The organism is Rhodanobacter sp. K2T2, assembly GCF_013408815.1.
In the GTDB taxonomy this organism is placed as follows: domain Bacteria; phylum Pseudomonadota; class Gammaproteobacteria; order Xanthomonadales; family Rhodanobacteraceae; genus Rhodanobacter.
In genome coordinates this window covers 1-20,613 of sequence record NZ_JACCCA010000022.1, presented here as the reverse complement: position 1 = coordinate 20,613, position 20,613 = coordinate 1, and the positions used below count along the sequence as shown (strand labels likewise).

The window sequence follows — 20,613 nt, the reverse complement described above, 5'->3', positions numbered from 1 at the left end:
AACCGCTCTACGCCAGCGCCCTTATACCCAAACCCTCGCCGGTGACGGTGGGGGGTTTTGCTTGGGCGACTCCTCGGTACTCGCACAGTCCAAACGGCAACGGCATGCACGGCGCCGAATACCTCGGACCGACCGGACCGCCTTGATCGAATGCGTTTGTGATACTGGAAAAGCAGTATCGCCCGCCGCGACGCACGGCGCCGGCGCGCACCCGCTGCACATATGCTTGCTTGTAGCTAATCATGTTCACGCCGTTGAGCGAGATACCGCACACTCGATTCGGTATTTCGCAAGAGTGCTCGGGCGCTGCCAAAATCAAGTCGGCATCAGCGCAAGTTGCGCAGAATTTTACTTCGCCGTGAGCAGTGCTTTGCTGTAGATCCACGACCAGAAAAGGGCGGTAAGAGATGCCGCAATCGGCTCGTGCGACCGGCTGGAGGGTCTCGATGGAATGACACGGCTCACCTCAGCAGTCATCATATCGGTAACGTTCGCAGGTGCTTCCGATAACAATGGATCCCCGACTTAATCGCCGCCAGGAAGAACTGATTGCACTCGTGCAGCGTGAGGGCTTTGTAGCAGTCGAGCAGGCGGCGTCGCATTTCAATGTCACTCAGCAGACTATCCGGCGGGACTTGGGCATACTTTGCGATGCCGGTTTGCTGCGGCGCTATCATGGCGGCGTAAGCCTGCCATCGAGCGTGGAAAATCTTGCATATACCGCGCGCCAGGGGCTGCTGCAGGCGGAAAAGCAGCGTATCGCCAGCCTGCTAGCCAAACATATTCCCGACGATGCATCGCTGTTCATCAATCTTGGGACGACCAACGAAGACGTGGCGCGCGCATTGCAGTCGCATAAAAATCTTCGCATCATCACCAACAATCTCAACGTTGCCATCATGTTGAGCAACAATCCGTCGTTCGAAGTGATAGCCGCCGGCGGTGTGGTGCGGGGGCGCGATCACGGCGTTACGGGCGAAGCGACGATCGAGTTGATCCGTCAATTCAAAGTGGATTTCGGTATCGTCGGTATTTCGGGCATCGATCTGGACGGCACGCTGCTCGATTTCGATTTTCAGGAAGTGCGCGTGGCGCAAGCCATTATCGAACATTCGCGACAGGTCTATTTGGCCGCCGATCACAGCAAGATTGGGCGCAACGCCATGGTTCGCCTGGGACCGATCTCCCGAGTCGACGCCTGGTTTACCGATAGAGCCCCGCCGGCGCCGTTGATAGCCGTCTTGGAACGATCCGAAACGCAGCTGCATATCGCCAGCTAGATCCGTCATCGGATAGCCGATTCGTTAAGTCCTACTGTAGCGAAGCTCTTCGTCGCTTCGCTGCATCGCAGCGTGCATAGTTCGCAATTGTTCGAATATGATCGTTATTGATGATTTAACGCGGAATAGGTTTTCCTTATTTTGCGAAAATAGTAAGTCAGCTTTCGCTTTTCGTAATTCCGGTGCCTCATCGATTGATCGCGCTGACCGCCTGGGGCGCCTCCGGTACGTGAGCCCCGTTCTTGGAGTGCCATATGTTGGAGCAGGTCGATGTACTGGTGATTGGCGGCGGCATCAACGGCGTCGGTATTGCCCGTGACGCCGTTGGCCGAGGCCTTTCGGTGGTTCTGTGCGAGCGCGATGACCTCGCCTCGCATACTTCCAGTGCCAGCACCAAATTGATTCACGGTGGGCTGCGCTATTTGGAGCAGTTCGAGTTCGCTCTGGTCGGCAAGGCGTTGGCCGAACGCGAAGTGCTGCTGAAGGCGGCGCCGCACATCATCTGGCCGCTGCGCTTTGTTCTGCCGCATCAGCCGCATTTGCGTCCCGCCTGGATGATTCGTATCGGGCTGTTTCTATACGATCACCTCGGCCGTGGTCGGCGTACTTTGCCCGGGTCACGCCGCATTCGTTTCAGCAAGCATGTGGTCGGCGGCCCTTTGCGCGATGAATTTCATGTGGGCTTCGTTTATTCCGATGCATGGGTGCAGGACGCTCGTCTGGTCGTGCTCAACGCGATGGACGCCGCACAGCGCGGTGCCGAAATAAACACTCATACCCGTTGCATCAGCGCTAAGCGTGATGGTGAATACTGGATCGCCGAACTCGAATCCGAGGCCGGTGCTCGCCGCACAGTGCGTGCACGTGCGCTCGTCAATGCGGCCGGTCCTTGGGCAGCGAGTTTTCTCGACGATATCGCCAAGGTCAAACACAATCACGCGCTTCGCCTGATCAAGGGCAGCCACATCGTAGTGCCCAAGCTGTTCGACCATCGCTATGCCTATATTTTCCAGCAGCCCGATCGCCGCATCGTTTTCGCCATTCCGTACGAGCGCGATTTCACGCTGATCGGCACTACCGATATCGAGTACAAGACCGATCCTTCGCATCCGACCATCGACAAAGAAGAGACGGCCTATCTGTGCGAGGCCACCAATCGCTACTTCAAGCGCAACCTGACTCCGGCCGATGTGGTGTGGAGCTACAGCGGCGTGCGCCCGCTGCTGGAAGACAAGAGCGGCAACGCCTCGGAAGTGACGCGCGACTATCACATCGAACTGGATGGCAGCGCCGGCCCCCCACTGTTGAATGTCTTCGGCGGCAAGCTCACCACCTATCGCAAGCTATCCGAAGAAGCGCTCGATTTGCTCGGCGCAGCCTTGGGCAACGCCAAGCCCGCCTGGACCGCCGATGCACGCCCATTGCCTGGCGGTGGCGAGTCCGACATCGATGCATTGTTCGACGACGTTCGGGCTAGTCGCCCATGGTTGCCCGAAACCATGGCTTGGCGACTGGTGCACAACTACGGTACGCGAACGCGTGATTTGCTCGGCGATGCCAACGGACTGGATGCGCTCGGCGAACACTTCGGTGCCGACCTTTATCAGATCGAAGTCGATTACCTCGTGCGGCACGAGTGGGCCACACAGGCAGAGGACATTCTCTGGCGACGAAGCAAGCTTGGCCTGCGCGTTGGTCCGGATGATGTGGCGCGATTGACAGCGTATCTGACCAAAATTCCCGCCCGATAAAACAAGCGATAAAACGCGAAGTTTGCCGGGCGAATGTAGGCGGCGCGCCAGTCGCGTCAGCAACCATGCAGCATGAAAATCAAAGGGTGAAGACAGATGCGCAAACTCACGGGCGAATTGATTTCAGAAGCAGTAGCCATGTTCATCATCATCGCCTTCGGCGATTCGGTGGCGGCGATGTACACGCTTTACACTCCCAGCCCTTACCAAAACGCCTACTGGGGCGTGTGCATATCCTGGGGTATGGCCGTAACGCTGGCGATCTACGTCACCGGCTCGGTGTCGGGTACGCACGCCAATCCCGCGGTCACGCTGGCGCTCGCCCTATTCCGCGATTTCGAATGGAAGAAAGTAGTGCCGTATTGGTTGGCGCAGATCGTCGGTGCGTTCGCCGGTGCGGCGATCGTGTATCTCTTGTTCGGGCCGGTGATCGATCATTTCAACGCTGCCCAAAATCTGACGCGTGAAGCCGGCGGTGCTGCCGGCGTGTTCTTCACGCATCCAGGCCTGGCGGTTACACCGATGCATGCGCTGCTGGATCAGATCATCCTCACTGCCTTCCTGTTGTTCGGTATCTTCGCGATCACCGAGCAGTACAACGAGATGGCGCCGATGGCCAATTCCGGCGCCGTGATGATCGGCATTCTGGTGGCCATCATTGGCTCGTGCATGGGCTATCTGGAAGCGTGGGCGCTGAATCCGGCGCGTGATTTCGGCCCGCGCCTGTTCGCCTACTTCGCGGGCTGGAACACTGCCGCGTTCCCATCACCCGACAACTATTGGTGGGTGCCAATCGTCGGACCGCTGATCGGCGGCGTGATCGGCGGCGGCGCGTATCAATGTCTGATTCGTCCTTTTCTCCCCGCGCGCGTGCGTGCCGCCGAAGCAGAGCGTGCCGCTCTGGCCGCATCCGGTGGCGCCGTTCGGAAATAGATTTTCGCGACTATCTCCGGCCCTCTCGCCCATCCCTTGGCGAGACGGCTCGGTGACGCTCTTCAACATTCTGACCATGTGAGGCGAATTCCATGAGCAAGCAATACATCCTGGCGATCGACCAGGGCACGACCAGTTCGCGTTCGATGCTTTTCGATCATGACGGCCAGGTCGTCGGCACCGCACAGCGCGAGTTCACTCAGATCTTTCCGCAGCCGGGCTGGGTCGAGCACAACCCGCGGGAAATTCTGACCAGCGTGCTGGTGACCTTGACCGAAGTGATCAACAACGCCCAGGTCAGCGCCGAGTCCATTGTCGGCATCGGCATCACCAATCAGCGCGAAACCGCTGTGGTGTGGGACAAAGCCACGGGCCAGCCGATCTACAACGCGATCGTGTGGCAATCGCGGCAGACGCGCGAAATCTGCGATCAGCTTCAGGCCGATGGCTACGAAGACATGGTCCGCGAAAAAACCGGCTTACTGATCGATGCCTATTTCTCAGGCACCAAGGTGAAGTGGATTCTCGATAAGGTCGAAGGCGCGCGGGAAAAAGCCGAGAAGGGCGAGCTGCTGTTCGGCACCATCGACACTTGGCTGATCTGGAACCTTACCGGCGGCAAGGCGCACGTTACCGATTACACCAACGCCTCGCGTACGCTGATGTTCAACATCCACACGAAGCAGTGGGACGACGAGCTGCTGAAGATGCTCGATGTGCCGCGCTCGATGATGCCCGAAGTGCGCTCGTCCAGCGAGGTGTACGGCACAACGCTGCCGCAGTATCTGCTCGGTCGCGAGGTGCCGATTGCCGGCGTCGCCGGCGATCAGCAGGCCGCGCTTTTTGGACAGGCCTGCTTCGAGCCGGGCATGGCCAAGAACACCTACGGCACCGGTTGCTTCATGCTGATGAACACCGGCGAGAAGGCGGTGGCGTCCAAGAACGGTTTGCTCACGACCATCGCCTGGGGTATCGACGGCAAGGTCGAATATGCGCTGGAAGGCAGCGTCTTCGTCGCCGGCTCGGTGGTGCAGTGGCTACGTGATGGTTTGCGCATGCTCGGTAAAGCCGCCGACTCGCAGTCCTACGCCGAGCGGGCGAAAGATAACGATGGTGTGTACTTTGTGCCGGCGTTCGTCGGTCTGGGTGCACCGTACTGGCGCAGCGACGTGCGTGGCGCCGTGTTCGGCCTGTCGCGCGGTACGACCAAGGAGCAGTTCATTCGCGCGGCGCTGGAGTCGATGGCCTATCAGACGCGCGACGTGCTGGCCGCGATGGAAACCGATTCCGGCATTCCGCTGAAAGAGCTGCGCGCCGACGGCGGTGCGATATCGAACGATTTCATGGCGCAGTTTCAGGCGGATATTCTCAACATCCCGGTACTGCGTCCGGAAGTGCAGGAAACCACGGCGCAAGGCGCGGCGTACCTCGCGGGCCTGGCCACCGGCTTCTGGTCCAGCCGCGAAGAGATTGCCAAGATCTGGAAAGTGGACCGGCGTTTCGAGCCGGCCATGCAGGAAGATCATCGCGAAAAACTCTACGCCGGCTGGAAGCAGGCGGTCGAGGCGACGATGGGCTTCAAGGTCAAAGCGTAAGGTGAATTGAAGCGCGTCAGCCTCTAAAATAATGCGGTAGAAAAAAGATGGGCGGCGTATCACTACGCCGCCCATCTTTTTATTGATCGCGCTACACGAAGAGATCAGGCGAACGCATAACCGAACTGATCGGCAAACTCCGCGGCGAATTCGTCGTAGGTAAAGCGCTGATTCTGCGTGCCGGGATGCTCTACTTTCAGCGCGCCCATCAGCGATGCGATGCGGCCGGTGGTCGGCCAGTCCAGGCCGCGCATGATGCCGAAGATCAGCCCGGCGCGATACGCGTCGCCGCAGCCGGTCGGATCGACGATCTTGTGCTCGCGCGCCGGCGGAATCTGGTGCGACTCGCCGCCGACATGAATCACCGAACCGCGCGGCCCATGCGTCACGATGTAGGCGGTGACATGCGACGCGATCTCAGCGGCGCTCCAGCCGGTGCGCGTCTGCAGCAACTGGGATTCGTAATCGTTGACGATGACGTAGGTCGCCTTCTCGATCATCGCGCGAAATTCGTCGCCGTTGAACAGCGGCATCGCCTGACCCGGATCGAAGATGAAAGGCACGCCACGCGCCGCGAATTCGTCCACGTGCTGCAGCATGGCGTCGCGCCCATCGGGAGCCACGATACCGAAGTCGATATCCTCGATGTCGCGGACGTGGTTTTCCTGCGCGCTGGACATGGCGCCGGGATGGAAAGCCGTGATCTGGTTGTTGTCCAGATCGGTGGTGATGAAGCATTGCGGCGTGAACTGGTCCTCGAACACGCGAACGCCGGCCAGATTGATGCCGTGTTGCTCCATGTGCTCGCGGTATGGAGCAAAGTCCTGACCGACCGCCGCCACCGGCAGCGGATCGCCGCCGAGCAGTTTCAGGTTGTAGGCGATATTGCCGGCACAGCCGCCGAATTCCCGACGCATGCGCGGCACCAGAAACGACACATTCAGGATGTGCACCTGATCGGGCAGGATGTGGTTCTTGAACTGGTCCTGGAACACCATGATGGTGTCGTAGGCCAGCGATCCGCAGATAACAGCAGACATGATGTGCGGGTGCCCCTCGGATGGGTCGAACGCTTGGAAACGACGCCGCAGCGGCGGACGACGGGAACCGGGCCATCAGGCGCCGGCCAAAGTTCGAATCGTACCGGCATCTGCTTCCGATGGCGACACTTGAAGAGTGACAAAAACTCATTTCGAGGCACAGGAATCGCGCTTATCGCCGTGTTGTACAAGGATTTCTTAACGTTAATGTTCTTGCGCATGGGGGACGCGCTAACTAGACTGGCGAGCTTACTTTTTAGCCAAGCCGACCTACGGCGGACCCATGTTCAAGAAGTTTCGCGGGATCTTTTCCAACGACATCTCCATCGATCTCGGCACGGCCAACACGCTCATTTATGTGCGCGGTCAGGGCATCGTGTTGAACGAACCTTCGGTGGTGGCGATTCGTCAGGACCGCGGCCCGGGCGGTCCCCGCACCATTGCGGCGGTTGGTACCGAGGCCAAGCGCATGCTCGGCCGCACGCCAGGCAATATCGCCACGGTGCGTCCGATGAAGGACGGCGTCATCGCCGACTTCACCATGACCGAGGCGATGCTGCAGCATTTCATCAAACAGGTGCACAAGTCGCGGCTGCTGCGTCCCAGCCCCCGCGTGCTGGTGTGCGTGCCCTGCGGCTCGACCCAGGTCGAACGCCGCGCGATCAAGGAATCGGCCGAAGGCGCTGGTGCGCGCGACGTGTTCCTGATCGAGGAGCCGATGGCTGCCGCGATCGGCGCCGGCATTCCGGTGCACGAGGCGCGCGGCGCCATGGTGCTGGATATCGGTGGCGGTACCTCCGAAGTGGCGGTGATCTCGCTCAACGGCATCGTCTACTCGCAGTCGGTGCGCGTGGGCGGCGATCGCTTCGACGAGTCCATCATCAATTACGTGCGGCGCAATCACGGCACGCTGATCGGCGAGTCGACCGCCGAGCGTATCAAGATGGAAATCGGCTGCGCGTTTCCGCAGGCCGACGTCAAGGAGATCCAGATATCCGGCCGCAACCTCGCCGAGGGCGTGCCGCGGATGTTCACGATCAACTCCAACGAGATCCTGGAAGCGCTGCACGAGCCGCTGGCCGGCATCGTGGCCGCAGTGAAGTCGGCGCTGGAGCAGACCCCGCCCGAGCTCTGCTCCGACGTGGCCGAGCGTGGCATCGTGCTGACCGGTGGTGGCGCCCTGCTGCGCGATCTGGATCGCTTGATCTCCGAAGAAACCGGTCTGCATGTGCAGGTGGCGGACGATCCGCTGACCTGTGTGGCGCGTGGTGGCGGCAAGGCGCTGGAGCTGATCGATCAGCACGGCAGCGATTTCTTCGCACCCGAATAAGACGCGGTAGTCAGAGGCGGCCATGGCGCGCGCGCGCGACGAATCCTCGCCTCTGTTCGCTGGCAATGCGGCCGGCACGCTGCGCCTGATTTTCTATCTTGCGCTGACCATGGTGCTGATGGTGCTCGATCATCGCAACAGCTGGCTGTGGCGCATCCGTTACACCGCCTCCGCGGTCATCGAGCCGGTTTACCGGCTGGCCGGGCTGCCGGCGGTGGGCATCCGCACCGCCAGCGTGGCCTTCGCCGATCGCCAGCGGCTGACCGAGCAGAACCAGCGCCTGCGCGAAGACCTGCTGCTGGCCAATGCCAAATTGAATCGAATGAGCGCCGTCGCCGTGCAGAACGAGCGTCTCAAGCAGCTGCTCGATACCCAGCACAGCCTCGAGCTGAACGTGCAGCTGGCGCACGTCATCGGTGTGGACATGGGCGCGTACCGCTATCAGATCACCTTGAACCTGGGCGCCCGCGACGGCGTCAAGCCCGGTCAGCCGGTGATCGACGCGCATGGCGTGATGGGGCAGATCAAGGAAGTGTTGCCGACCACCTCGGTGGTCATGCTGATCACCGATCCGTCTCACGCCATTCCCGTCACGATCGAGCGCTCCGGCCTGCGCACGGTCGCCTACGGGTCGGCGGACGGCGGCCAGCTCAGCTTGCCGAACATCCCGCTGGCGGCCGACGTGCGCGTCGGCGATCACCTGCTCACATCCGGTCTCGGTGGCCGGTTTCCGCCCGGTTTTCCGGTCGGCGAGGTGCGCTCGGTGGCGCCATCGCCCACGGGCATGTTCCAGATGGCGCAGGCGGATCCGGCGGCGGATATCGACCGCAGCGAGGACGTGCTGCTGCTGCACGATCAGGCCGAGCCGGACGGTCCGCCCGCACCGGCCACGCCCATGGGGCCGCCCGCCGATCTTGCGCCACCCGTTCAGGCGGCTCCCGCTCCGGCGGCATCCAGCCAGTCGAGCGCCTTCGTCAAAAAGTCGGCCACGCCTGCGCCGGCCGACAGCAGCGGAGCGCCGCCGTGAGCCGGCAGCAGCGGCTGAGCCGCTGGTGGTTCCTCGGCACGCTCGCGCTCGCGCTGCTGCTGATGCTGGTGCCGCTGCCCAGCGTGCTGGAGCCGTTCAAGCCGTATTGGCCCGCGCTGATTCTGCTGTACTGGTGCCTGGAGTCGGAGGACCGCGTCACCCTGGGCATGGCCTTTGCGCTCGGCCTGGTCGCGGATCTGCTCAACGGTGTGGTGCTGGGCGAGCAGGCGATGCGCCTGTGCGCGTTGGTGTTCATCGCGCTGCGCTTTCGCTCGCGCCTGCGCTTTTTCCCGATGTGGCAGCAGACGTTGGCCGTGCTGGCCCTGTTGTTGAACGACCGCATCCTGCTGCTGGTGGTGCGCGTGCTGTCCGGCGCGTCGCTGCCGCCGGCGGACTGGTGGATTTCACCGTTCGTGGGCGCGCTGCTGTGGCCGTTCCTGTTTCTGCTGCTCGACGATCTGCGCGCACGCCTGCGGATTCAGTGAGATGCGCTGCGATCTGGCCGCCACCGTGATGCCGCGCCGATGAAGCTCAGGCGATCGTTCAAGGACACCCGTGGGGAAAGCGCGCTGTTCCAGCGCCGTGCGGTGGCGGGGTTTTTGCTGATTCTGTTGAGCTTTGGCCTGCTGGTGGCGCGCTTCCACTTTTTGCAGGTCACCCATCACGACGAATTCGCCCTGCGCTCGACCAACAACAGCGTCAAGCCGCGCGCGATTCCCCCCGCGCGAGGGCTGATCTACGACCGCAATGGCGTGCTGCTTGCCGACAACGTGCCCGCATTCCGGCTTGAGGTGATTCCGGAAAAAGTGCCGAACATGCAAGCCATGCTCAGTGAGCTGGGCACCGTGGTACCGCTGGGTCAGGACGATATCGATGCCTTCAAGAAGCAGCTCGCGCAGAGTCGGCGCTTCGACAGCGTGCCGCTGAAGCTGCATCTGACCGAAGACGAAATCGACCGGTTCGCAGTCAACCGCTGGCGCTTCCCCAGTGTCGCCGTGGTGCCGTATCTGACGCGGCATTATCCGCTGGGTCCGCTGTTCGCGCACGTGATCGGCTACGTCAGTCGCATCGATGCCGATGACATGGATCGGCTCGATGCGGACGACTACAAGGGCACCAGTCACGTCGGCCGCACGGGGCTGGAGCGCTATTACGAAGACGTGCTGCACGGCAAGCCCGGTTACGAGTTGGTCGAAGTGAACGCCGACGGCCAGACTCAGCGGGTGCTGAAAACCATCCCCCCGACGCCCGGCCAGAACCTGTATCTCAGCATCGACGTGCGCATGCAGAAGGCCGCCGTCGCTGCTTTTGAAGGCCGACCCGGTGCCGCCGTGGCGATCGATCCCCGCAACGGTCAGGTGCTGGCGATGGTCAGCGTGCCGAGCTTCGATCCCAACCTGTTCGTCAACGGCATCGGGCAGGCCGACTACAACGCGCTGACTTATGCGCCGGATAAACCGCTGTTCGACCGCGCATTGAAGGGCGCCTATCCGCCGGGTTCCACCGTGAAGCCGTTCCTGGCCCTGGGCGGTCTCGAATACGGCGTGCGTCGCCCGCAGGATACCGTGCTGTCGACCGGCGAATTCTGTCTGCCTGGACAGAAGCGCTGCTATCGCGATGACGATCGCGGCGGCAACGGTACGGTCAACATGGTGCGTGCGATCGAGCTGTCGACCAACACGTATTTCTACAAACTCGCGCTGGACCTCGGCATCGACCGGCTCAGCGCATGGATGAGCCAGTTCAGTTTTGGCAGCAAGACCGGCATCGACCTGACAGGGGAGGGTGAGGGCGTGCTGCCGTCACGCGAATGGAAGGCCAAACACATCAGCAAGCAGGGCTGGTTTCCCGGTGAGACGGTGATTACTGGCATTGGCCAGGGCTACTGGGCCGTGACGCCGCTGCAGCTCGGCCATGCCGTGGCTACCCTGGCTGGGCACGGCACGCCCTATCTGCCGCGGCTGGTCATGGCCACACGCGCCAGCGGTGAAGCGCGGCCACAAATGCTGCCCAATCCGCCCAGCGGTCCTTCGCTGATTCAGAAGCCGTCGGACTGGAACGTGATCAACGAAGGCATGCGCGCAGTGATTACAGGTGGCACCGGCAAGGGCATCAACGACGGTTTTCCGTTCCTGATCGCCGGTAAGAGCGGTACCGCCGAGCGCTTCTCGCGCACCTCGGATGCATACGACACCAACAAGAGTACCGCCCATCTGGCCGCACGCCATCGCGCTTGGTTCGAGGCCTACACGCCGGCGGATGATCCCAAGATTGCCGCCGCCGCCTTGCTGGAGGCCGGCGCCTGGGGTGCCAAGGATGCCGGCCCGATCGTGCGCAAGATTTTCGATAGCTGGGCGGCGACGCAGGTCAATCCGACCCCCTCCGACACGCCGCTGCCGTACGAGTCGCTGCCTGCGCCGGCCGGCAGCGTGCCGGTGGAGGATCAGCCCGTGGAAGATCGTTCAGTAGAAGCGCAACCGGCGGAAAGCTCCAGCAGCGGAGACGGCCCATGATCGACACGATGGCGATACGCATGCAGCGATTTCTTCGCCGCATTCTCACCCGGCCGCGCATCGATCTGCCGCTGGCGGCGGCGCTGTTTCTTCTGGCCGGCGTGGGCCTGGTCACACTGTACAGCGCCAGCGACAGCAGCATGGCGATGGTCGGCGGGCAGGCGGCGCGCTTTGTGCTCGGCGCCGCGCTGCTGCTGCTGATCTCGCGTATACCGCCGTCCATGCTGCGCAACTGGACGCCGTGGCTGTACTTGGCCAGCACCGCGTTTCTGGTGGTGGTGGCGGTGCTCGGCGAAGGCCGCGGTGCCAACCGCTGGCTCAACCTGGGTGTGATGCGCTTTCAGCCGTCCGAACTGCTGAAGCTGACGATGCCGATGATGGTCGCGTGGTATCTGCATCCGCGCCAGCTGCCGCCGAGCTGGAAAGACAGCGCGGTGGTCGGCCTGCTGATTGCGATTCCGGTGGCGTTGATCGCCAAGCAGCCCGATCTGGGCACTGCGCTGCTGGTGGCGGCCGCCGGTGCGTTCGCGCTGTTTTTGTCGGGCATGGCGTGGTGGCGCATCGGCCTGATCGTGGCCGCGGTCGGCGGCATGATTCCGGTGGCCTGGCATTTTCTGCATCAGTACCAGCGCGATCGCGTGCTGACCCTGCTCAATCCCGAATCCGATCCGCTGGGCAACGGCTGGCACATCATCCAGTCGCAGATCGCGGTGGGCTCCGGCGGCATGTTCGGCAAGGGTTTCCAGCAGAGCACCCAGTCGCGGCTGGATTTTCTGCCCGAGCACACGACGGACTTTATTTTTGCGGTGTTCTCCGAGGAGTTCGGGCTGGTCGGCGTGATCGCGCTGATCGTGCTGTACGCCTTCATCATCGGCCGCTGCCTGTGGATCGCGATGGAAGCGCGCGATACCTATTCGCGGCTGCTGGCCGGTGCGCTGGGTATGAGCTTTTTCGTCTACGTTTTCGTCAACGGCGGCATGGTGGCCGGCATGCTGCCGGTGGTCGGCGTACCGATGCCGATGATCAGCTACGGCGGCACGTCGGCCGTGTCGCTACTGGTGGGCTTCGGCGTGCTGATGTCGATCCACGCCAATCGCAAGATGCATGAGTGAATGCACGCGTAGCTACGGCTTTCAGTGCGCCGGACACTGCGCGGACGCGTGTTAGGCTTTCCACGATGTTGCTTCAACACCAAAGAGTTTTCGCATGATTGCCACGCTTGCGCCGCGTTTCATCTCGTTCCCGATGCGAATCGCCGCTGCGCTGACGCTGCTGGGCATCACTGCATTGTCGCCTGCGCTGGCCGAAACGCATCCTGGACAAGATGCGCTCGTTCGTGAAGTCTCGCGCGACACGGGCAAGAACCCGCAGGCGCTCAATGCGCTGCTCGACGGTGCGCAGCGCAAGCAAAGTATTCTCGATGCGATGGGCCGCCCGGCCGAGGCCAAGCCGTGGAGCGAATACCGGCCGATCTTTCTGACCGACCAGCGCATCGACGACGGCATCGCGTTCTACCGCGAGCACCGTGCGCTGGTCGAGCAGATCGGCCGCCAGTACGGCGTGGCGCCGCAATACATCGTCGCGATCGTTGGCGTGGAAACGTTCTACGGCCGCATTACCGGCAAGTACAAGGTGCTCGATGCGCTGGTCACGCTAGGCCTGTATTACCCGCCGCGCGCGCCGTTTTTTCGCGGCGAGCTGAAGACGCTGCTGGAGCTGCCGGACAGCCATCTGGCCGGTCCGATCGACACGCTCACGGGCTCTTATGCCGGCGCTCAGGGCTGGGGCCAGTTCATGCCCTCGAGCATTCGCGATTACGCGGTGGATGAGGACGGCGACGGCCGCATCGACCTGAAGAATTCGCTGCCCGATATTCTTGCCAGCGTGGCCAATTATTTCGCCAAGCACGGCTGGGTCAGCGGCGGCGAGGTCGCCATGCGCGCCCAGCCGGATGCCGCGCCCAAGCCGATCACGGTCAAGGATGCCCAACCGCAGTGGCCGCTGGAACAGCTCGAAGCGTGGGGCTATGCGCCGCTGCAGCCGCTCAATCCGGGGCAGCCGGTCAGCCTGCAGACGCTGCAGGGCGACAATGGCACGGAGTACTGGTTTACTTTCCCGAATTTCTACGTGATCACGCGCTACAACCGCAGCCCGCTCTACGCGATGGCAGTCGATCAGCTGGCCAAGGCGATCGCCGCCGGTGTGCAGGCGGACGCGGCACAATGACCGAAAGGGGCGTGGCTCCGGCACGGCGTGCAGCGACAGCGCTGTTGGCCACGATTCTGCTGATGCCGCTGCTGCTGACCGGCTGCAGCGGATCGAAGGCCCGGCCAAGCCGCAGTGCGCCGCGCAGCGTCGGCGCTGGTTCGCCGTCATCGTCGACCTCTTCTACGGGCTATGCCTACGGCAGCGCCGACAGTCAACGCGGCAGCGGCAGCACCTTCACCGACGACACCAGCAAATCGCAAAGCAGCCGCTACCGCGACAATGCCGACAGCATCCCCGACGGTCCGCCGCCGGACATCAGCAAGCTGGTCGAGCCGGTGCCCAAGGTCGAGCCGCTGGCACTGTATGGCAACAAGTCGCCTTATTCGGTGCTTGGCCGCACCTACACCGTGCTGCCCTCGGCGCGCGGCTACGTGGAGCGCGGCATCGCCTCGTTCTACGGCAGCAAATTCCACGGCTACAAGACCTCGAGCCTGGAAAATTACGACATGTACAGCTTCACCGCGGCCAGCAAGACGCTGCCGCTGCCGAGTTACGCGCGTGTCACCAATCTGGCGAACGGCAAGAGCGTGATTGTGCGAGTGAATGATCGCGGCCCGTTTCACGAGGATCGGGTGATCGATCTTTCCTATGTGGCGGCGGTGAAAATCGGTGTCTGGCCCAAGGGCACCGGGCTGGTCGAGGTGCGCGGCATCGATCCGGGCGAACCACTGCGTGACCTGCCACCGCCGCCGCCCGCGGCGCCTCCCGGCAAGCTGCCGGGCATCTATCTGCAGGTCGGTGCGTTTTCCGATCCGACCAATGCCGAGCAGGTGGCGCAGCGACTGCGCGCGGCCAATTTTGCTCCGGTGCAGGTAATGGATGCTGAAATCAACGGCCACACGGTGCATCGTGTGCGGCTCGGGCCGCTGCCGGACGTGGACAGCTCCGATCAGGTCAGCGACCGGATCACCCATATGGGTCTGCCGCGGCCGCGTGTCGCGGTAGACTGAGCGAATATTTTCAACCCCTTTTAGCTTGCAATGCGTGCCGACGCCCGCGTGGCCTCGCCATCCAAAGACTGGACAACCTACAACGATGAATTTTCTGCGCCGCACCCTGGTTTCTTTTGCTGCCCTGACTTTGCTGATCGCCGTCGCCGTGGCGCAGACACCGCCGCGTCCGTCGCCGGTGCCGCGCCCGGTGGTGCCCGAAGCGCCGGTGCCGCCGCCGCCGGATGTGGATGGCAAGAGCTGGGTGCTGATGGATTACGCCACCGGCCAGATTCTCGCCTCGAAAGAGCCCGATCTGCGGGTAGAGCCGGCCTCGATCACCAAGATCATGACCGACTACGTGGTCTCGGCCGAAGTGGCCAACGGCAAGGTACACATGACCGACCCGGTGACCATCAGCGAGCGCGCCTGGCGCGGCGGCGGTGCCGGCACCGACGGTTCCACCAGTTTCCTCAAGCTCAACAGCCAGGTGCCGCTGAAGGACCTGCTGTACGGCCTGATCATCCAGTCCGGCAACGACGCCGCCATCGCGCTGGCCGAGCACACCGCCGGGTCCGAAGATGCGTTTGCCGGCCTGATGAACGCGTACGCCAAGCAGCTGGGCATGGTCAACTCGAACTTCGAGAACGCCTCCGGCTACCCGATCGCCAACCACTACACCACGGCGCACGACATCGCGATTCTGTCGCGCGCGCTGATCCACGACTTCCCGGACGACTACGCCATTTCGGCGATCAAGCAGTTCGAGTGGAACGGCATCAAGCAAGGCAATCGCAACACGCTGCTGTGGCGCGATCCGAGCGTGGACGGCATCAAGACCGGCCACACCGCGGCCGCCGGTTTCTGCCTCGCCGCGTCGGCCAAGCAGGGCGATTCGCGCATGATCGCCATCGTGATGGGCGCCAGCAGCGAAAAGGCGCGTGCCGACTCGGCGATGGCCCTGCTCAGCTACGGCTTCCGCTTCTACGAAACGCACAAGCTTTACGACGCCAGCAAGCCGCTGGCGACGCCGAAGCTGTGGAAGGGTGAACAGAACCAGCTGCCGATCGGCGTGGCCGAAGACGTGCAGGTCACCGTCAAGCGCGGCGATTACGACAAGCTCAAGGCGACGATGGACATTCCCTCCACCCTGATCGCGCCGTTCAAGAAAGGCCAGCAGGTCGGCACGCTGCGCGTTACGCTGGCCGATCAACCGGTGCAGACGATTGCGCTGATCGCCCTCAACGACGCGCCGCAGTGCGGCTTCTTCGGTCGCCTGTGGGACAGCATCCTGCTCTGGTTCCACAGCAGCAAGACCACCAGTGAACCCGCCCCAGGTAGCAAGTGATGGAACCGATCGACTTCAGCAAGGCCAAGCAGGAAGGCAAGGGCTTCCAGTTTCCCGGGGAGTTCGAGATCACCGCGGTAGGCAAGGCCAGCGCCAACTTGCCCACCCACGTGCCGCAGCTGCTCGAGCGCGCCGGCCTGCACGTGTTCCACGAAACCGTGCGGCACCGGCAATCCGGCGAAGGCAACTTCGTTTCCGTCACCGTCAGCATCCGCTGCGAGAGCCGCGAACAGTACGAGGCGGCACACGCGGCGCTGCGCGAGAATCCGGATATTCGGTACACGATGTAGCTGGGGATCCGGGAGCGTTAAAAGCCGTTGCCACACCGCTCCCGATTTTGTCTTGTTCAATGAAAAGCGCGTTTTCTTCGAGCAAGGCGCCTTGATTCGCAGCTTTTGTCCCTGATCTTTGCGACTCTGTTCGCCCCTCGCCCCTCGCCCCTCGCCCCTCGAACAAGGCCCCCCATGTCGTTGCCGCTGAAAGTTCGTCGCCTTGGCCGCCAGCCGTATGAGCCGGTGTGGCGGGCGATGAGTGCGTTCACCGACAATCGCGTGGCCGACACCGTCGATGAGCTGTGGGTGCTGGAGCACGATCCGGTATTTACCCTGGGCCAGGCCGGCAAGATGGAGCACGTGCTGGTGCCGGGCGATATTCCGGTCGTGCCGGTCGATCGCGGCGGCCAGGTGACGTATCACGGGCCCGGGCAAATTGTCGCGTATCCGCTGATCGACCTGCGCCGCGTCGGGGTCAGCGTGCGTGAGCTGGTCAACAAGATCGAACAGTCGATCATCGACGCCTTGGCCCACTGGGATATCACGGCCGCGCGGCTAGACGGCGCTCCCGGCGTCTACGTCGGCCCGGCCAAGATCGCGGCGCTGGGCCTGCGCGTGCGTCGCGGCTGCAGCTTCCACGGACTGGCCCTGGATGTGAACATGGATCTGGAGCCGTTCCAGCGTATCAACCCCTGCGGCTACAAGGGTTTGGAAGTGACGCAGATGGTAGACTGGGGCGGTCCAACGCGTCTGGCGGACGTCGAAGAGGTGCTGATCGGTGAATTCTGCCGCCAGTTCGGTTTCGATGCCGAGCCGGCCGCTCCTGTCCTGCCTGAACTCCCCGCCCGCGTGGCGGTCTAGGTACCGCCGATGAGCGACACGTCCACTACACCTATCCGCAGCATTCCGATCAGCGTCGTCGCTGGCGTTCCCGAGAAAAAGCTGGGCAACGACAAGATCGCGCTGAACCGCGCGGGCTTCGACACGGCCGTGCCGACGCTGCGCAAGCCGAGCTGGATTCGCGTGCGCCTGCCGCAGGGCAACGCCGTGCAGCAGCTGAAGGCGCGCCTGCGCGAAAATTCGCTGGTCACCGTGTGCGAAGAGGCCTCGTGCCCGAACATCCACGAGTGCTTCAGCAAGGGCACCGCGACTTTCATGATCCTCGGTGAAGTCTGCACGCGGCGCTGCTCGTTCTGCGACGTGGCGCATGGCCGCCCGGTCGCGCCCGATCCGCTGGAGCCAGCGCGCCTGGCCGACACCATCGCCGATATGCGCCTGCGTTACGTGGTGATCACCTCGGTCGATCGCGACGACCTGCGCGACGGCGGTGCCGAGCACTTCGCCAGCTGCATCCGCGCGGTGCGTCACGCCAGCCCCAACATCAAGATCGAAATCCTCACGCCCGACTTCCGCGGCAAGGGCCGCATGGAGCGCGCGCTGGAAGTGCTGAAGGATTTCCCGCCGGACGTGTTCAACCACAACCTGGAAACCGTGCCGCACCTGTATCGCGAAGTGCGTCCGGGCGCCGACTACCAGTGGTCGCTGGACCTGCTCAAGCGCTTCAAGGCCCAGCACCCGGAGGTGCCAACCAAGTCCGGCATCATGCTCGGCCTGGGCGAGACCTGGGATCAGGTCATCGAAACCATGGGGGATTTACGCGCCCATGACGTCGAAATGATCACGATCGGCCAATATCTGCAGCCCACGCCGCACCACCATCCGGTGGTGCGCTATTGGACTCCCGAGGAATTCGAGGCTTTGCGCGAAGCCGGTGAGGCGATGGGCTTCCACCACGTCGCGTCCGGTCCGCTGGTACGTTCGTCCTATCACGCCGATCTGCAGGCCCATGCAGCCGGTGTCACCGAGTCAGCCTGAGAGAATTCATGAAATTTCGTCCCCTGCTGGTCCTGCTGCTCGCGCTCACCGTTACCTGCGTCGCCGCCCAATCCGCGGCCGACATGGGCGCCGGTACGCAGAACCGCAAGGCGTCCGTCTGGCCGCTCAAGGCCACCACCGATGAAGCCCAGGCAGCGCAGCTCTCCGCGCGCTTCCTGACCCGCTTTCATTACGACGCCAAGCCGCTCGACGATGCCATGTCGGCGCGCATCTACGACGCCTACTTCAAGCTGCTCGACAGCGAAAAGGTCTTCTTCACCCAGGCCGACATGGACAAGTTCGCGCCGATGCGGACCAAGTTCGACGACGCGATCTGGAACCAGGACCTGTCGGCACCGTTCGAGGTGTTCAACGATTACCTGCAGAGCGCGGTCAAGCAGATGGCCTACGCGCGCAGCCTGCTCAAGCAGGGTTTCGATTTCAACACCAACGACAGCTACACCTTCGATCGCAAAAACGCGGCTTGGCCGAAGGATCAGACTGAGCTGGACAACATCTGGCGCATGCGCACGATGAACGACTGGCTGCGCCTGAAGCTGGCCGGCAAGAACGACGACGACATCCGCAAGACGCTGGACAAGCGCTACTCGGGCTATATCGATCGGGTCAAGCAGCTCGACGCGGAGGACGCGTTCCAGACCTTCATGACGGCGTACGCCCACTCGACCGATCCGCACACCGACTACCTCAGCCCGCGCGATGCCGAGAATTTCGACATCACCATGCGGCTGTCGCTGGAAGGCATCGGCGCGGTGCTGCAGGCGCGCGACGACTACACCGAAATCCATGAGCTGGTGCCCGGCGGTCCCGCCGCCAAGTCCGGCAAGATCAAGGTCGGCGATCGCATTGTGGCGATCGGCGAAGGCGCGACCGGCCCGGTCACCGAGGTGATCGGCTGGCGCCTGGACGACGTGGTCAACCGCATCCGCGGCAAGAAAGACACGACCGTGCGCATCGAGATCCTGCCGGCCGACGCCGGCCTCGATGGCAAGCCCGAAACGATCACCCTGGTGCGCAAGAAAGTCAGCATCGAGGAATCGGCGGCGAAGAAGAAGGTCATCGACATCACCGACGGCGGCGTCACCCGCAAGATCGGCGTGATCGACCTGCCGGCGTTTTATTCCGACTTCGGTGCACGCAGCGAAGGCGACAAGGATTTCAAGAGCGCCACCCGCGACGTCACCAAGCTGCTGAACGAGCTGAAGGCCGAAGGCGTCGAAGGCGTGGTCGTCGATCTGCGCAACGACGGCGGCGGTTCGCTGGCCGAAGCCGATTCGCTGACCGGCCTGTTTATCGACAAGGGTCCGGTGGTGCAGGTGCGCGATGCCAAGGGCCAGGTCGAAGTGCAGGGCGACGAAGACCCCGGCATGGTCTGGAAGGGTCCGCTGGCCGTGCTGGTCAACCGCGGCTCGGCCTCCGCGTCGGAGATCTTTGCCGCCGCGATCCAGGATTACCACCGCGGCCTGATCATCGGCGAGCCGACCTTCGGCAAGGGCACCGTGCAGAACCTGGTCGACCTCGACCACTTCAGCCAGAACCCGGACGGCAAGCCCCAGTACGGCGAGCTGAAGATGACGATTGCCGAGTTCTTCCGCATCAACGGCGGTTCGACCCAGCTCAAGGGCGTCACGCCGGACATCCAGTTCCCGAAGAACGGCGACGAAAAGGACTACGGCGAGTCGACCTACGACAACGCGCTGAAGTGGACGCAAATCTCGCCGGCCGGCTATCAGCCCGTTGCCAACCTGCAGGCCTACCTGCCGCAGCTGCAGCAGATGCACGACGCGCGTGCGGTGAAGTCGCCGGCGTGGCAGCTGATGCTGGACGAGCTGGCGCAGTACAAGATGATGCGCGCCAAGACTTCGGTATCGATGAACTTCGCCACCCGCGAAGCCGAACGCAAGCAGCAGGATGCCGTACAGGCCGCCTTCCGCGTCCGGCACAAGGCCATCGATGGCACGGACGCGGCGCAGAGCGACGACGACAACTCGCTGGACGACGGCCTAGACGCGAACGAGCGCAGCCTCAAGAGCGAGCTGAAGGAAGAGAAGGACGCCAAGAAAGCCAAGGACGTCGAGCTCAACGAAACCGCGCACATCGTGTCGGACGCGGTGGGCCTGATCAAGGCCGATCCGAAACTGGCCGCTCAGGTGCTGCCTTACGGCGGCAAGGGCACGGACTCGGTGCTGTCCACATCGGTGCCGGCGCCGACTGCCACCTCGGCCAGCCCGGCGGCGCCCGCCTCGACGCCGGCGCCAACGAAGCACTGAGCGAGCCGTCTTCGCGTCCGGCGAATCTCGGACAACGAGCATCGCCAACAAAAAGCCCGGCATTTGCCGTAATGCTGTTCACTTAAGCGGAGCAGCCTTTCGATTCACGGGGTAGCGCGTCTTGGATATTTTGACGGACCTCGGCGTGGAAGGCCGAGGTC

General features: G+C 63.0%; 17 protein-coding genes. 16 read left to right on the top strand and 1 reads right to left on the bottom strand.

Going from position 1 to position 20,613, the window contains the following annotated elements; all coding sequences use genetic code 11:
- Window positions 1-512 precede the first annotated feature (512 nt).
- The 4 genes from HDE78_RS20650 (at window position 513) to glpK (ending at window position 5,559) form a co-directional block, all read left to right on the top strand.
- Window positions 513-1,280: a DeoR family transcriptional regulator gene (locus HDE78_RS20650; RefSeq protein WP_179483071.1), complete on the top strand. Its 768-nt coding sequence runs from the start codon at window positions 513-515 to the stop codon at window positions 1,278-1,280.
- Between the two features lie 254 nt (window positions 1,281-1,534).
- Window positions 1,535-3,031, top strand: a complete 1,497-nt coding sequence (glpD, locus tag HDE78_RS20645; RefSeq protein ID WP_179483069.1) for a glycerol-3-phosphate dehydrogenase — start codon at window positions 1,535-1,537, stop codon at window positions 3,029-3,031.
- A 96-nt stretch (window positions 3,032-3,127) separates the two neighbouring features.
- A complete protein-coding gene (locus HDE78_RS20640) occupies window positions 3,128-3,964 on the top strand; it encodes an MIP/aquaporin family protein (protein WP_179483067.1) in 837 nt (278 codons plus the stop codon).
- Between the two features lie 92 nt (window positions 3,965-4,056).
- Entirely contained in the window at window positions 4,057-5,559 is a 1,503-nt protein-coding gene (gene glpK, locus HDE78_RS20635; protein ID WP_179483065.1) for a glycerol kinase GlpK, read from the top strand.
- 104 nt (window positions 5,560-5,663) lie between these two features.
- Here glpK and HDE78_RS20630 read toward each other — a convergent pair whose 3' ends face one another.
- Window positions 5,664-6,599 (bottom strand): carbohydrate kinase family protein, encoded by a 936-nt coding sequence (locus HDE78_RS20630; RefSeq protein ID WP_179483064.1) that lies wholly within the window; start codon window positions 6,597-6,599, stop codon window positions 5,664-5,666.
- Window positions 6,600-6,882: 283 nt separating this feature from the next.
- On the opposite strand from HDE78_RS20630, the gene HDE78_RS20625 reads away from it, so the two are divergent.
- From HDE78_RS20625 to HDE78_RS20570, 12 genes are all read left to right on the top strand, one after another.
- Window positions 6,883-7,929 carry a rod shape-determining protein gene (locus HDE78_RS20625; protein ID WP_179483062.1) on the top strand — a complete coding sequence of 349 codons (1,047 nt, stop codon included), beginning with the start codon at window positions 6,883-6,885 and terminating at the stop codon, window positions 7,927-7,929.
- Window positions 7,930-7,951: 22 nt separating this feature from the next.
- A complete protein-coding gene (gene mreC / locus HDE78_RS20620; RefSeq protein ID WP_179483060.1) occupies window positions 7,952-8,956 on the top strand; it encodes a rod shape-determining protein MreC in 1,005 nt (334 codons plus the stop codon).
- Window positions 8,953-9,441, top strand: a complete 489-nt coding sequence (gene mreD / locus HDE78_RS20615; protein WP_179483058.1) for a rod shape-determining protein MreD — start codon at window positions 8,953-8,955, stop codon at window positions 9,439-9,441. The genes mreC and mreD overlap by 4 nt, the downstream gene beginning before the upstream one ends.
- Window positions 9,442-9,480: 39 nt before the next feature.
- Entirely contained in the window at window positions 9,481-11,469 is a 1,989-nt protein-coding gene (mrdA, locus tag HDE78_RS20610) for a penicillin-binding protein 2 (protein WP_179483057.1), read from the top strand.
- Window positions 11,466-12,581 (top strand): rod shape-determining protein RodA, encoded by a 1,116-nt coding sequence (gene rodA, locus HDE78_RS20605; protein WP_179483055.1) that lies wholly within the window; start codon window positions 11,466-11,468, stop codon window positions 12,579-12,581. Before mrdA ends, rodA begins: the two co-directional genes overlap by 4 nt.
- A gap of 94 nt (window positions 12,582-12,675) precedes the next feature.
- The gene (gene mltB / locus HDE78_RS20600; RefSeq protein WP_179483053.1) at window positions 12,676-13,695 is read left to right on the top strand and encodes a lytic murein transglycosylase B; all 1,020 of its coding nucleotides are present in this window, start codon (window positions 12,676-12,678) and stop codon (window positions 13,693-13,695) included.
- A complete protein-coding gene (locus HDE78_RS20595) occupies window positions 13,692-14,687 on the top strand; it encodes a septal ring lytic transglycosylase RlpA family protein (RefSeq protein ID WP_179483051.1) in 996 nt (331 codons plus the stop codon). Before mltB ends, HDE78_RS20595 begins: the two co-directional genes overlap by 4 nt.
- Before the next feature lie 85 nt (window positions 14,688-14,772).
- The gene (locus HDE78_RS20590; RefSeq protein ID WP_179483049.1) at window positions 14,773-16,014 is read left to right on the top strand and encodes a D-alanyl-D-alanine carboxypeptidase family protein; all 1,242 of its coding nucleotides are present in this window, start codon (window positions 14,773-14,775) and stop codon (window positions 16,012-16,014) included.
- The gene (locus HDE78_RS20585) at window positions 16,014-16,304 is read left to right on the top strand and encodes a DUF493 family protein (protein ID WP_179483047.1); all 291 of its coding nucleotides are present in this window, start codon (window positions 16,014-16,016) and stop codon (window positions 16,302-16,304) included. Before HDE78_RS20590 ends, HDE78_RS20585 begins: the two co-directional genes overlap by 1 nt.
- A gap of 174 nt (window positions 16,305-16,478) precedes the next feature.
- Window positions 16,479-17,147 carry a lipoyl(octanoyl) transferase LipB gene (gene lipB / locus HDE78_RS20580; RefSeq protein ID WP_179483046.1) on the top strand — a complete coding sequence of 223 codons (669 nt, stop codon included), beginning with the start codon at window positions 16,479-16,481 and terminating at the stop codon, window positions 17,145-17,147.
- Between the two features lie 9 nt (window positions 17,148-17,156).
- Window positions 17,157-18,161: a lipoyl synthase gene (lipA, locus tag HDE78_RS20575; RefSeq protein WP_179483044.1), complete on the top strand. Its 1,005-nt coding sequence runs from the start codon at window positions 17,157-17,159 to the stop codon at window positions 18,159-18,161.
- Between the two features lie 8 nt (window positions 18,162-18,169).
- A complete protein-coding gene (locus HDE78_RS20570) occupies window positions 18,170-20,452 on the top strand; it encodes a carboxy terminal-processing peptidase (RefSeq protein WP_179483043.1) in 2,283 nt (760 codons plus the stop codon).
- Window positions 20,453-20,613: the final 161 nt, after the last annotated feature.

What these genes read in the sequence shown, in the direction of transcription:
- lipA (WP_179483044.1), top strand. Translation starts at nt 17,157, where the DNA reads ATGAGCGACACGTCCACTACACCTATCCGCAGCATTCCGATCAGCGTC.
- HDE78_RS20630 (WP_179483064.1), bottom strand. Translation starts at nt 6,599, where the DNA reads ATGTCTGCTGTTATCTGCGGATCGCTGGCCTACGACACCATCATGGTG.
- HDE78_RS20585 (WP_179483047.1), top strand. Translation starts at nt 16,014, where the DNA reads ATGGAACCGATCGACTTCAGCAAGGCCAAGCAGGAAGGCAAGGGCTTC.
- HDE78_RS20595 (WP_179483051.1), top strand. Translation starts at nt 13,692, where the DNA reads ATGACCGAAAGGGGCGTGGCTCCGGCACGGCGTGCAGCGACAGCGCTG.
- mreC (WP_179483060.1), top strand. Translation starts at nt 7,952, where the DNA reads ATGGCGCGCGCGCGCGACGAATCCTCGCCTCTGTTCGCTGGCAATGCG.
- glpK (WP_179483065.1), top strand. Translation starts at nt 4,057, where the DNA reads ATGAGCAAGCAATACATCCTGGCGATCGACCAGGGCACGACCAGTTCG.
- HDE78_RS20625 (WP_179483062.1), top strand. Translation starts at nt 6,883, where the DNA reads ATGTTCAAGAAGTTTCGCGGGATCTTTTCCAACGACATCTCCATCGAT.
- glpD (WP_179483069.1), top strand. Translation starts at nt 1,535, where the DNA reads ATGTTGGAGCAGGTCGATGTACTGGTGATTGGCGGCGGCATCAACGGC.
- lipB (WP_179483046.1), top strand. Translation starts at nt 16,479, where the DNA reads ATGTCGTTGCCGCTGAAAGTTCGTCGCCTTGGCCGCCAGCCGTATGAG.
- HDE78_RS20650 (WP_179483071.1), top strand. Translation starts at nt 513, where the DNA reads ATGGATCCCCGACTTAATCGCCGCCAGGAAGAACTGATTGCACTCGTG.
- HDE78_RS20640 (WP_179483067.1), top strand. Translation starts at nt 3,128, where the DNA reads ATGCGCAAACTCACGGGCGAATTGATTTCAGAAGCAGTAGCCATGTTC.
- HDE78_RS20590 (WP_179483049.1), top strand. Translation starts at nt 14,773, where the DNA reads ATGAATTTTCTGCGCCGCACCCTGGTTTCTTTTGCTGCCCTGACTTTG.
- HDE78_RS20570 (WP_179483043.1), top strand. Translation starts at nt 18,170, where the DNA reads ATGAAATTTCGTCCCCTGCTGGTCCTGCTGCTCGCGCTCACCGTTACC.
- mrdA (WP_179483057.1), top strand. Translation starts at nt 9,481, where the DNA reads ATGAAGCTCAGGCGATCGTTCAAGGACACCCGTGGGGAAAGCGCGCTG.
- rodA (WP_179483055.1), top strand. Translation starts at nt 11,466, where the DNA reads ATGATCGACACGATGGCGATACGCATGCAGCGATTTCTTCGCCGCATT.
- mltB (WP_179483053.1), top strand. Translation starts at nt 12,676, where the DNA reads ATGATTGCCACGCTTGCGCCGCGTTTCATCTCGTTCCCGATGCGAATC.